General features: G+C 34.9%; 12 protein-coding genes. 4 read left to right on the top strand and 8 right to left on the bottom strand.

The genetic code is table 11. The annotated features are described in order from the left end of the window. Positions 1 to 186: 186 nt before the first annotated feature. A complete protein-coding gene (locus tag YWA_RS0101375) occupies positions 187 to 1,443 on the top strand; it encodes a type IX secretion system plug protein (protein WP_022826703.1) in 1,257 nt (418 codons plus the stop codon). Between the two features lie 81 nt (positions 1,444 to 1,524). Further along, entirely contained in the window at positions 1,525 to 1,911 is a 387-nt protein-coding gene (gene apaG / locus YWA_RS0101370; RefSeq protein ID WP_022826702.1) for a Co2+/Mg2+ efflux protein ApaG, read from the top strand. Here the strand turns inward: apaG and pdeM are convergent. The 6 genes from pdeM to YWA_RS14465 all read right to left on the bottom strand — a co-directional run bounded on the left by pdeM (position 1,908) and on the right by YWA_RS14465 (position 9,425). Next, positions 1,908 to 2,555 (bottom strand): ligase-associated DNA damage response endonuclease PdeM, encoded by a 648-nt coding sequence (pdeM, locus tag YWA_RS0101365; protein ID WP_022826701.1) that lies wholly within the window; start codon positions 2,553 to 2,555, stop codon positions 1,908 to 1,910. The genes apaG and pdeM overlap by 4 nt on opposite strands. A gap of 270 nt (positions 2,556 to 2,825) precedes the next feature. Then, positions 2,826 to 5,285, bottom strand: coding sequence for a ligase-associated DNA damage response DEXH box helicase (locus YWA_RS0101360; RefSeq protein ID WP_022826700.1), 2,460 nt, complete (start codon positions 5,283 to 5,285; stop codon positions 2,826 to 2,828). A 213-nt stretch (positions 5,286 to 5,498) separates the two neighbouring features. Continuing rightward, on the bottom strand, positions 5,499 to 7,118 hold the full coding sequence (locus YWA_RS0101355; protein ID WP_022826699.1) for an ATP-dependent DNA ligase: 1,620 nt from the start codon (positions 7,116 to 7,118) through the stop codon (positions 5,499 to 5,501). Beyond that, a complete protein-coding gene (locus YWA_RS0101350; RefSeq protein WP_022826698.1) occupies positions 7,118 to 8,188 on the bottom strand; it encodes a ligase-associated DNA damage response exonuclease in 1,071 nt (356 codons plus the stop codon). Before YWA_RS0101350 ends, YWA_RS0101355 begins: the two co-directional genes overlap by 1 nt. Before the next feature lie 143 nt (positions 8,189 to 8,331). After that, positions 8,332 to 8,940 carry a hypothetical protein gene (locus YWA_RS0101345; RefSeq protein WP_022826697.1) on the bottom strand — a complete coding sequence of 203 codons (609 nt, stop codon included), beginning with the start codon at positions 8,938 to 8,940 and terminating at the stop codon, positions 8,332 to 8,334. 35 nt (positions 8,941 to 8,975) lie between these two features. Beyond that, a complete protein-coding gene (locus tag YWA_RS14465) occupies positions 8,976 to 9,425 on the bottom strand; it encodes a Gmad2 immunoglobulin-like domain-containing protein (RefSeq protein ID WP_022826696.1) in 450 nt (149 codons plus the stop codon). A gap of 237 nt (positions 9,426 to 9,662) precedes the next feature. Here YWA_RS14465 and YWA_RS0101335 point away from each other — a divergent pair, with 237 nt between their 5' ends. Then, entirely contained in the window at positions 9,663 to 10,319 is a 657-nt protein-coding gene (locus tag YWA_RS0101335) for a DUF937 domain-containing protein (protein WP_022826695.1), read from the top strand. 237 nt (positions 10,320 to 10,556) lie between these two features. Next, positions 10,557 to 11,159 carry a hypothetical protein gene (locus YWA_RS0101330; protein WP_022826694.1) on the top strand — a complete coding sequence of 201 codons (603 nt, stop codon included), beginning with the start codon at positions 10,557 to 10,559 and terminating at the stop codon, positions 11,157 to 11,159. 67 nt (positions 11,160 to 11,226) lie between these two features. Here the strand turns inward: YWA_RS0101330 and YWA_RS0101325 are convergent, their stop codons facing one another. Both YWA_RS0101325 and YWA_RS0101320 read right to left on the bottom strand, forming a co-directional pair. Then, entirely contained in the window at positions 11,227 to 11,577 is a 351-nt protein-coding gene (locus tag YWA_RS0101325; protein ID WP_022826693.1) for a hypothetical protein, read from the bottom strand. Between the two features lie 463 nt (positions 11,578 to 12,040). Next, positions 12,041 to 12,595, bottom strand: a complete 555-nt coding sequence (locus YWA_RS0101320) for a DUF6438 domain-containing protein (protein WP_022826692.1) — start codon at positions 12,593 to 12,595, stop codon at positions 12,041 to 12,043. Between the last annotated feature and the right edge of the window lie 386 nt (positions 12,596 to 12,981).

The following is a 12,981-nucleotide window of genomic DNA, read 5'->3' as shown; positions in this document are numbered from 1 at the left end:
TTGCGGAAATTTAAGAAATAACTATTATTTGTGTGTTTTATTGTGTATTTTTTAACTATAATGCAAAATTTATTGAAAAATAATGCCGCAGTTCTTTATTACATTAAGTCTACAACATGAATATACTCTTATTAAAAAACATCTAAAATGAAATAACTATATTTACACAGTAGAAAAATAAATCTTATGATTACCCAAAAACAATTACTGTCTTTTCTGATTTGGATTTTTTTCGTTCCAACGTTACTTCAAGGTCAAACTGCTGAAATAATTCCTCCCTACAATATAAAAACGGTGTCTTTTGTGCAAAATGGCGCTAATGTGGTTCCTATATTTAATATTAGAGAAGGATTTCAGTTTCAGTTTGACGATTTATTCGGCGATGAAGCCAATTATTTTTACACCTTGACGCACTACGATTACAATTGGAACGAATCAGAACTTTCAAAAGCAGAATATATCGATGGTTTTGACGACCAAAGGATTCAGAATTATGAAAATTCATTCAATACCTTGCAATTGTATTCCCATTATACATTGAGTTTTCCTAACAAATTTACTCGCTTTAAAGTAACGGGAAATTATATTTTGACGATTTTGAACAACAATAAAGAAGTAGTTTTCAGTCGAAAATTCATTCTTTATGAAGATTTAGTTTCGGTACCGATGCAAGTTAAACGAGCAAGAAATGGAAAGGTTATCGATTACAAGCAAAATTTAGAATTTTCTATAAAATCGGAAACGCTCCAATTTCAAAATCCATTGAATAATGTGAAAATTATGCTGTTGCAAAATGGCAGTTTTAGTACAGCGATCAAAAATGTAAAACCAATGTACACGATTGGCAATGATTTGATTTACAAATACGATGCAGAAACCCAGTTTTGGGCAGGAAATGAGTTTCTGAATTTTGACAATAAAGACATTCGTGCGGTTAACAATACTGTCGCTAAAGTGACTTCTAATCAAACCTATAATTCGATTTTGTATATCAACGAAGCGCGAAAAAATAAATTATATACCTTTTTCCCCGATGTCAATGGTAATTTCTTCGTCCGAAATTTGAATGCTGAGAACAATTATGTAGAAGCTGATTATGCTTGGGTATTTTTCAGTCTTTCGGCTCCTGATTATTTTGGCAAGAAAAATATTTACGTAAACGGAATGTTCAACAATTACAGATTGGCTGAAGAAAATAAAATGGACTATAATGCGAAAACCGGACTTTACGAAAAAGCATTATTCATAAAACAAGGCTTTACTAATTTCCAATATGAGATTGCCGACAAAAATGGAACTGTAGATTCTGAAAACGCGATTGATGGGAATTTTTATCAAACTGAAAATCAATACACCGCATTAATTTATTACAGAGAAAACGGACAACGGTACGACCGCGTGGTTGGAAGAGGAAGTGCGAATTCTGAAAACATTACTAACTAGTGTAAAATTTGGTTTCCTCTCCTTTTTGAAGTATTTTTATCAAATATTATAAACGAATTTCGCTGAAAAAATAGTTTTACAATGGTTACACAAATAACAAGAGGTATAAAAATATCGGTTTTGACTAGTTTTGAAGGTACTTACTTTAAAAACTACAAGGTCAACTTTGCTTTTAGTTACCAAATTACCATTGAAAATCACAGTAAAGATTCCGTTCAATTGATTTCTCGAATGTGGGAAATTTTAGATTCTTTAAATGACAAAGAAACGGTTATTGGCGAAGGTGTAGTTGGCAAAAAACCCGTTCTTAAACCCGGAGAAAGTCACACGTACAAATCAGGATGTCTTTTGTCGTCGCCTTTTGGAGCGATGAGAGGGTATTTCAATATGATTAATTTTACATCAACGAAAAACTTTAAAGTGATTGTGCCAAGTTTCAAATTGAGCACTCCTTTTGCGTTGAATTAATCTACAGATTTCCGAATCAAAACAATTTCCTCTTTCGTAACCGCGAAAATCGTATCACCTTCCTGTGGTTTCATGATGCCCAATCCTGTAAAGGCTCCGAAAGCAGGCAGAATCATTTGATTTTTTCGTTGAAAAAAACACGGCAATTTTAGATGACCTCTTCCCAAACCTCGCAACACAATTCCCGGATGAATATGGCCTGAAAAATTAAACATCCTTTCTACTTCTGTAGGATGATGCGTTAATAAAAAATCGTCCATTCGGATATAATCAACAACTTTTATTCCGTTATTGATATAGTTTTGAGCGTCAATAATATCGTGATTACCGACAATCAAGACAATTTCGCAAGTACATTCCTTTGACCACTTCACAAATAAATCCCACTCGCTATTCTTTGTGCTGTGAAATAAATCGCCTAGAAAAAGAATGGTTGAAGCTTTAAAAAAATCAACTACTTCTATCAACTTTTCGAAATTTTTATGCAAAGCATCATTAGGAATTGCGAAACCATTTTTTCTAAAATGCGTTACTTTTCCCAAATGAACATCGGCAATTAGTAAAGTGTTTTTTTCGTTCCAAAATAAAGCACCGCTGGAATGCATGGTGAATAATTGGTCATTAATCGTAGTTTCAAGAATCATATAATTTTATAGATTGCTCGCTTTGCGAACAGTATTTTGTTTGCCACAAATTACACGTATTTTCACTAATTAAATCGTAATATTTCTGTAAAAAAATATTGTTTTTAGCCACTAATTGCACGAATTTTTACTAATTAATGATAAGTTTTAGAGCATAGAGAAATTCTTAATCAGACAAAAACTTTTCAATGTCGAACATTAATACTATCAAAATTATTTGTAAAAAAAATTCGTGCTCATTAGTGAAATTCGTGGCAAAAATTCACCACATTATTTCAAATAAGAAGCCGTCATTTTTTTAATTCGCTCCGCTAATGTTTCGCTTGATAATTTTTCGCGCAGGCGGTCCGTAATAATCGGAAAACTAAACGGCGTTGGTTTTGAACATTCCTTCACTACGATTTTTTGTTTTGCAATTCGTTCCAAAGCCAATAAAAGTCGGCCTTCTTCGAGTTGGTGTTCAAATGTTTCTCGATAAGCTTGTTGCAGTAATAAATTATCGGGTTCATAATCTTTAAAAACTTCAAATAATAATTGTGTTCCACTTTGCAAATGTTTTGTTTTAACTGCTTTTCCAGGCATTCCCGTGAATACTAAACCGGCAATTACGGCGATGTCGCGGAATTTTCTTTTCGCCATTTCAGTAGCATTTAAGCTTTGCTGCAAATCAGCGTGAATATAGGAAGTGGATAATAAATTGTTATCCAATAAATCTTGAATAGAAAATTCTTGGTCAGATAATAATTCAAATCCGTAATCATTATATGCCAAAGAGAATGTGATTGGAGTCAATAAACTCATACGATACGCCAAAACACTTGCCAAAGCTTCATGTACAAATCTACCTTCAAACGGATAGAATATTGCGTGATAACCTTCTCGCGTTTTGAACGTTTCTATTAAAAATTCATCCGCGTTAGGAATGATTGATTCTTTTCTTTGTCTTTTAAAAATCACTTCTAATGCTTTCAACTCAACCGATAATTCATCAGGTTGGTTTGCCAAATGAATTTCTTGTCGCAACAATTCACTCATTTGTGCCGAAAATGACATTCGTCCGCCCGACCAACTCACCACTTTAGATTTACTTCCCGCCGGAGCTTTTTGAACCAACACTTGCATGTTTTTAATCGCAAAAAGTTGCAGTCTTTTTCCACCGAAAATAAAAGTGTCGCCCGGCTGTAATCGCGACGCGAACGATTCTTCAATCGAGCCAATATAGCCACCGCTTAAAAATTTGACACTCATTGAAGCATCACCAACGATAGTTCCAATCTGCATTCTGTGATGCATTGCCGTTCGCCGACTTCGGATAATCATCAAACCGTCTTCGTCTAGTTCTACTTTTTTAAATTCATCATAAGCTTGCAAACTTTGACTTCCATAAACCAAAAAATTCAAAATCCATTGCCAATCTTCTCTCGTAATATGTTGGAAACAAAACGTAGATTTTACTTCCTTATAAATTTCATCAGGATAAAATCCATCTGAAACCGCCAACGTATTTAAGTATTGAATCAACACATCATAACTGTTCAAATACGGAACTCGATCTTCAACTAAACCTAACTTAACCGCTTTTCGCAATGCAGAAGCTTCAATCAATTCCATCGCATAAGTTGCCAAGAAATAAACGCGGCTTTCTTTACCAGGTTGGTGTCCACTTCTTCCCGCTCTTTGTAAAAATCGGGCGACACCTTTTGGACTTCCAACTTGCACAATCGATTCTACAGGTGCAAAATCGACACCTAAATCTAAACTTGAAGTACAAACCACGACTTTCAGTTCCTCATTCCGAATCGCATTTTCCACCCAATGACGTGTTTCCCGACTGATACTTCCGTGATGCATTGCCATTTCTCCTGCAAATTCGGGATATTTTTCGAGTAAGTTTTGGAACCACAACTCACAAGCCGATCGCACATTTGTAAAAACTAAAGTTGTCTTACTACTTCGAATTATTTCCGCAACTTGGTCCAACAAATGCAAACCCATGTGACCTCGATACGGATACGTTTCCATTTTCTCTGGCAATATGGATTCAACACGAATCTTTTTATTGATTTTCGCACTTATTAAAATCGTTTCGTCTGGATTTTGTTCGATACCAAATAACACTTCTTGGGCCTGCGCCAAATTGCCAATTGTTGCTGAAATACCCCAAACCTGTAATTTTGGAACTATCGTTTTCAAACGAGAAAGCGCCAATTCCATTTGAACACCTCTTTTGGTTCCTAATAGTTCGTGCCATTCGTCTATTACAATCGCTTCGCAGTTTTTGAATATTTTTTCGTAGCCTTTTGTAGCCAATAATAATTGCAAACTTTCGGGAGTTGTAATTAGCAAATCAGGCATTTTGGTTTTCTGTTTCGCGCGGTCTGAAGCAGAAGTATCCCCTGTCCGAATGCCAACCGTCAAAGGCAATTCCAAATCAAGAATCATCTTTTCTGCCGCTTGTTTTATTTCAATTGAAAGCGCTCGCAAAGGTGTAATCCAAATTGCTTTTAATCCCGGAGGTGCTTTTTCTTTATAGTGTTTATTTTTACGAATGTAATTGAGGACAATTGGAATCCAAAGTGCAAATGTTTTTCCACTTCCTGTTGGCGCGTGAAGTAAACCGTTTTTTCCTTGCAAAAATGCTTTCCAAGTTTCTAATTGAAATGGGAATGGGTTCCAACTTTGGCGTTGAAAGAATGATTTTCCTATGTCGATTAGTTCTTTTTGATTCATTTATTTTATTTCGGTTTATTATTTTTCTCGCTTTATTGTTTTTTATCTCGCAAAGGCGCAGAGACGCAAAGGTTGGAATAATTAAGTTATCGGGTATTTAATTATTTTTTTTAATCAAATACTGAATATTTCACGTACAAATATTTACGTAATTCGCTTTGCGTCTTCGCGCCTTTGCGAGACAATTTTTCAAATACTTATCAAGCAATTACTTTATTCCTCAACATCACTACCAATAATCATACTCTTCAAATCATCAACTGAATTCGCTTCCTCAATTTTTTTATCTAATCGCCAACGCAAAATTCTTGGAAATCGCGTAGCAATTCCACTTTTGTGTCGTTTGGAAAGTGCAATGCCTTCAAATCCAATTTCGAAAACCAATTGTGGCGTTACACTTCTCACCGGACCAAAACGTTCGAGTGTGTTTTTCTTTATAAAATCATCTACTTTTCTGAATTCGGCATCGGTAAGTCCGGAATAGGCTTTTGCAAAAGTCACTAATTCCCGCGTTCCATCTTCCTGATTTTGCCATAAGGCAAAGGTATAATCCGTAAATAAATTGGATCGTCGACCAGAACCTCGCATCGCATAAGTCAAAACGGCATCAATGGTCAAAGGAGCAATTTTCCATTTCCACCAATCTCCTTTTTTTCGTCCAACGAGGTAAGGTGAATCATTTTTCTTGAGCATCAATCCTTCGCTTTTCATTTCTCGGGAACGCGTTCGCTCTTCGGTTAATTCTTCCCAAGTAGAGAATTGAACTCTTTCCGAAAGTCGGATGGGTAAACCTTTATTTTTTATTTCTTCGAATAATTTTTCTAATAACAAGCGTCTTTCTTGATAAGCAACCGTTCTAATATCTTCGTTTTTCCATTCTAATATATCATAGACTTTCAGAATTACGGGTGTTTTTTTCAACAAAGCTACACTTACTGTTTTTCTTCCGATTCGGGTTTGCAAGTCGTTGAACGTTCCAATATCGCCGTTTGGAAAAGGCAAAATTTCCGCATCTAAAACTGTTCCGTCGGGAATTACATTTATGAAGGCGCCAAATTCGGGGTATTTATCGGTCACCAATTCCTCTCCTCGACTCCAAACAAAAATTTGCCCGTCGCGAATGATGGTTTGCGAACGGATGCCGTCCCATTTGTGTTCGGCACTCCAATCGCTTGGATTTCCTAAATCTTTGATGTCCATTTCTAACGGATATGCCAAATAAAATGGATAGGGTTTGGAAATATAATCACTGCTTTTTTCGTCTAAAATTAACTCTTGATAAGTAATTGTTGACGGTTCCCAATTTCCCATTAATTTGTATGCCAATACGTCTTCGTCAAGGTTTTCGGCTTTCGCCAAAGCACGCGTCATTAATTTTTGGCTAACTCCAATTCGGAAACTTCCTGTTATTAATTTAGTGAAGACAAAACGCTCGTAATAATTTAAAGCCAACCAATTTTCGTGTAAATAGACTTTCTTTTCTTCTTCTGATTTCTTTTTTAGAGCAATGATTTCTTCGAGGAAAGTGGTCAAACTTTTATCAGTACTATTGTCTGTGGTTGGAATTATCAAACCAATTGTTTCAGCTAAATCGCCAACAATGTGGTAACTTTCTTCAAAAAGCCACATTGGAATATTTGCTAATTCATTTGCCCAAAGCCGTAAAAGTGTTGTATTTACAGGTCTCGGCGGACGACGATGCGACAACAATGCAATGGTCCATACTTTATCTGTTGGCGGAGCTTCACGGAAATAATCCGTCAAGGCTTCGACTTTTAAAGTAGTTTTATTGGTACTGTCGAGAATCCGAATTAAGGTGGCAAACATTTTCATTATGTCAGTAGGGTTTTCGTTTTTGATACTTTTGTCACAAGTTCTTCACTCTCCATTTCCTTTTCGCCTTTCCCTTGCATTTCGCCTAATTCTCCTTCGTATTGGGTTTTCGCAGTTCGCGCATCGTAACCTAATTCACGTAAATATTTTGAAAACAAATCGCTGTAACCATGTGTTGCAATTATTTTTTCAGCACCGGTTGCCGATATACTTTCCAGTAAACCTTGCCAATCACAATGGTCGCTTAACACGAAACCTTTATCCACCGCTCTGCGTCTTCTTGCTCCACGAAATGCCATCCATCCGCTGGCCGAACCAGTAACGTAAGGTGTCATTTTTTGAATCCAAGTACTTCCGTGGGCACTTGGCGGAGCCAAAACAATATTTCCTAAAAGTTGTTCTTTTTTAGTTTCCCGAGTGACTAATGTGGTTTCCGGAAAGTCGACTTGTGCACGAAGCACTTGCGTCATATTCTCAATCGCTCCGTGAGTGTAAATTGTTCCGATACTTGGGTCAAGAAATTTAAGTAGTCGTTGTGCTTTTCCCAAAGAATAACCAAACAGAACAGATGTTTTTCCTTCCGCTCTGTTTTCAGCCCACCATTCGTTTACATCATTCATCACTTGTGCTTGCGGCAACCATTTAAAAACAGGCAATCCAAAAGTACATTCGGTAATAAACGTGTGGCACTTTACAACTTCATACGGAACGGAAATTCCATCGTCTTCGGTTTTATAATCGCCAGTAAAAACCCAAACTTCGCCTTTATGTTCGACACGAATTTGAGCCGAACCAATAATATGACCTGCGGGATGAAAAGAGAATTTCACGTTGTTGATAACGAAAGTTTCATTCCATTCTTTACCCACTACATTTGTAACTCCGAGTCGGTGTTTGATGATTGGAACATTACTTGAATGTGTGATGTAGCGTTCATTTCCCCACATGGCATGGTCGGCATGACCGTGAGTGATAATAGCATTTTTGACTGGTTTCCACGGGTCGAGGTAAACGTCGGCTTGGGAACAGTAAATGCCTTTGTCGTTAAATTCAAGTAAGGGTGTTGTCATGTGTTTTGTTTTTTTCTAGGTAATTTATTTTAACTCGCAATAATGACAATCAAAGTTGGAAAGTTCCAAAAATCTTATAACCAAAAGTGATGTGACGCTTCTTTCATTATCCTGACAACATATAAGAAATCTGTCAATCAATATTAATTATTTATTTTAGTACTAAGCCCCCTTTTTGTCCAAATAATTACCATTCCGTTTTTAGCATTTTGCCCAAAATACTTTACTTCTTGAGGCTCCAGTTTTATAATTATATCAGCAATTTCTTTTTCTTCTAAATTTTGAAGTACTTTCTTAGCTTCGAAATGAAAAACTTTCTTATTATCGACGTATAGCACGGGGTCAGTTCCACCGGTGAATATGTGCTGAGATGAACCGTAATAAATATCAGTGAATAATTTTTTTACTTTTCTATATTTTTTTCGAACAATTTTAGGTTTTAAAATTGATGCGTAACTAATTAAGATTACATCATTACGACCGATTCCAATTTGTCCTTCGTTTTTAATGGAAGTGATTCCAGATATAACCTGACTTATATTTCGCAACTTATCATTTAAAATAAGACTGTCATTTTCAGAATATGGGACGCCATTTATCACAAATACAGTATTTGAACGTAATTTAAAAGTTTCAATTAATTGTCCTCTTTCTAAAATTTTAATTTTGGCCTCATCATTATGAATTCCTACTTGAGCATATGAAATTTGAAATAATAAAAATACTAATATTAGATAATTTAAATTTGTCATTTGTACAATTTTTAAATGTGAAAAATTGCTTGATATTACTCTAGTGAAATAGGTAATGTGTAAAGTTGACTTCCATCTTTGGCACTTTCTTCAAATAAAATTAATGTTAGTGCCGAATTCTGTTCCGCTTTTTTTGCTTCAAAAGTGAAATCAAAATCACCCCATTCTGGTGCTCCAATTGTTGTGGTCGTAAATCCGTCAATTATAACATAATGTCCGTCTTCAACTGACCAATTTATTGTGGCTTCGAAAACTTGAGCTTGACCTTTTACTCGAAATTTATTGTCGCCCAATTTTTCCAAAGTAACTTTTCGGAATCGTTCATTTTTATATTCTTTTAAAACTTCGCTTTGTTCTATAGGTTTTTCAACTTGTATTGTATCTGCGGAAACAGTATTTGTAATTATTTCCGTCTCACTAGATTTGTTTTTATTACACGCGAAAACGGTAAAAACTAAAAATATAAGTAAGTGTTTCAATTTCATTTTGTGATTTTTAATAGGTTTTTACTACGACTACTTTTCGTTTTCGCAGTTGTAGTAAATTTAATGAAAATTGTAAGTCCTGAATTATAACTTCTCTAGTCATTAGTTGTGAAATTTTGCAATTTAATACACAGTTCCGAATCGCACATTAAATTTTAGAACTAAAAACAGAAAAATTATAATCAAGGATGTTGTTGTAATTCTCTATCTTTATTAAATACAAAAAAATAGTACACTATGAGTTTAATAGATTTAATCACTGGAAATACTGGAAATAAAGTTGCTGAAGATGCTGAAAATAAATTCGGAATCAGCAAAGGTCAGATGATTGGGTTGGCGGCTGTGGCTGTTCCACTTATTATAATGTATTTAAAAAACAAGTCGGAAGATTCAGATGAAGCTGAATCTTTAAACAAAGCATTGGACAAAGACCATAATGGTAGTATTTTAAACAATCCTTCAGAAGCGCTGGAAAAAGAATCGGAAGGAAATTCCATTTTGGACCATATTTTTGGTGATAAAAAAAGTGATATGGAAAGTTCTCTAGCAAACAAAACAGGAATTTCGATGAGTACAATTGGACCATTGTTGGCAACTTTAGCTCCGCTTGTTATGGGTTACATTGGTAAACAAAAGCAAGATTCAGGCGTTTCAAGCGGCGGTGGATTGTCGGATTTACTTGGTGGGATTTTAGGAAAAGCATCTACTGATGCAAAAGCGGAACCTAGTAATCCTTTGAATGATATATTAGGCGGATTGCTTGGCGGTGGAAATAGCGCATCAGGTGGAAATCCTTTGAACGACCTACTTGGTGGACTGATGGGTGGTGATTCTAATAAAAAATCGGACGAAGGTGGTTTGGGTGGACTTTTAGGAGGATTGTTTGGTAAGTAAAATTTTCTTATAATATAGGAACCGTTTCAGTTGAAGCGGTTTTTTTTTGGATTATTAGTATTAAGAAGATTGAAATTTGCGAAGTTCGTACACCTCTTTTAAACTAAATTCCACGAAAAAATTTGGGGATAGCAGTGAACTTCGACTCGTTAGAAACGCTTGCATAAGTTGGCTAACTATATTTGTATTTAATGAATTTTAAATATATTTTTAACGGGAACAAATAGACCACCAAGAATGAAAAAAATTACGTTAGTGATTGCCGTGTTTTTTACACTAGCAAATACGTATGCTCAAAGAGAACAGGGTTTTAGAGTTGGACTAGATTTCGGAGTGGCTTTGCCTTCGGGCGGAGGTAGTGGTTTGCTCTTTTCTTTGGAGCCTAAATATAACATTAGGGATAATATGAATGTTGGTTTACGAATGGGTGTGGCTGCAATGGTACCTACTGTTATTAGGATAGATGGCAAAAATACTAGTGGACATATTGCCGCTAATGGCTCTTATGTAGCCACTTATGACTACTATTTTAATAAGGACGGCAGCTCTTTTGCTCCTTATATTGGAGGAGGTGCAGGTTATTACGGAGTTGCAAATTTTAAATTAGATGAGGATGTTTATTATGATAGTTCAGAAGGTAGGTGGGAAACAGACGGGAAATTCGGTGCTTTAGTGAGAGGCGGATTTGAGTGGGCTAAATTTAGAATTGGAGTTGAATATAATATGATTCCAGAATCGCTTTTGCAAAATAATTCAGGAGTTAAAAATGGGACCGTATCTAATTCATACATCGGAATTCATTTGGGCTTCTTTTTTGGTGGAGGAAAATGGGGCGGATAAAATAAGTTTTTTTCAAAATAAATAATCCCATAAATTTTTACTTATTTATGGGACTATTGTAACATCATCAAGGTTTTTTTGGTGTCGGTTTTTTTCGCTCACTTTTCTTTGTTCCACCTGCCATTTCATACTGCGAACTGTTTTTGCCATATTTGGCAGCAACCCCACTCAACACACGTTCATTCCAATCTTTTAGCACGTCAATTTGTGCAATGCATGAATTGTATAAATCATCAATGGTGCTCAATGCGGTATTGTAGGCATTCAAATCATCAGCAAACTTGTTTACTTCCGCTTCATACTTGGCTGCGGTTATATCGCTGCCTAAATCTAAAGATTTATCAATACTTTTAATAGATGCCAAGCGCGTTTTTGCCTTGTCAAAGTCCGGAACTCGAATTAATTTTTTTCGTGCCATACTACTGTAATTTAAATTGTTACAAGTCAAATGTATGTAATAATTTAATACAAAATTATTTTTCAGAATATTATTTTAAGAGTTGTTTATTGTTTTTTAGGAAAGGTTTCTTTTACCGTAGAGTACACAAGTAATAAATGTATAAACGAGATTAATAAAGTAGTTCACGTTTATTGATTGTTAGTTCTAGTTATTAATAAAGTAGTTTACGTTTATTGATTGGTAGTTCTACTTATTAATAAAGTAGTTCACGTTTATTGATTGGTAGTTCTAATAATTAAAAAAGTAGTTCACGTTTATTAATTTGTAGATCTAGTTATTAATAAAGTAGTTCACGTTTATTGAATGGTAGTTCTAGTTATTAAGAAAGTAGTTTACGTTTGTTGAATGGGAGTTTTATGTTAATCATTTTTTTTAGATATGTTGCTATTGATGCTCGTGCGAGCGTCAAGCTCGTACCCAATTACGAAGGAAAATTTGTTATTATATTACTTGGGTGGCACGAGCGGGACGCTCGCGCTGGCGGGGGTGGAGGAGGAGGAAGCATTTTATAATTTAATTTTTCAAAATCTATTTTTCCATTTATTTTTTTGAATTCAGTTTTGCTTATTAATATTTTGATTTTTTCGGCAAGTTCATAAAATTCTTTTGGACCATTATCGCCATAAACAAAAATTGAATCTATTTTTTTATCACGTTTTATTATAAATCTAAAAGCTTCGCCATCTTGTAAATGTTCGTCAGAATAACTCGTCTTATATTTTGAAAAATCAATTTTTTCAAGCAAATCGAATAAAGAGTCTTTTTCTTCTTTTCTTAAGATTCCAAATTCATCCTTTTCAGGATTAGGAAATCTTGTTTGAAGATAAATTGAATCAAAAGAATTCAGTTTTATTGAATAATCAAAAGGCATTGATTCATTAGAGAAAATGAAAGTTTTTATTGAACTTGTTTTTTCTTTACAAGAATTTATTAAAATCACTAAAAATAAAACGTAAAATATTTTCAATTTATTCATTGTTTTTAGGTCTAAATTTCTGATTCTGCGGTATAATTACTGCCAACTAGTAAATGTTCTTAAGTTTTTACAACTTTCTCCAAATATAAATCATTTAGGTTAATTATCCTCTCTCACAAAATCAGATCAATAACCAAATGAGATAATTAATAAATTACTTCGACTTTTAGCTAAAAAGATCTGATCCTTCGGATTAACAAATATCCGTGAAGATATTTCTGCAAAAGTCATGTGACCCTTCCGTAGTCAAGATGACAAAGTTGTGCTTGATGTAATTTCACTTTCTTCAAAACCCAAAACACCCCCAAAAAAACCCAAGAAACTCCCCTAGCCGCGACAGAAAGGAGCATCCTCGCTTTTTTTCGAGCGAGATGCGGGATGATGGC

The organism is Flavobacterium antarcticum DSM 19726 (assembly GCF_000419685.1).
GTDB classification, from domain to species: Bacteria; Bacteroidota; Bacteroidia; order Flavobacteriales; family Flavobacteriaceae; genus Flavobacterium; species Flavobacterium antarcticum.
The sequence above is the reverse complement of the archived record's forward strand: the minus strand, read 5'-3'. Positions and strand labels throughout refer to the sequence as shown.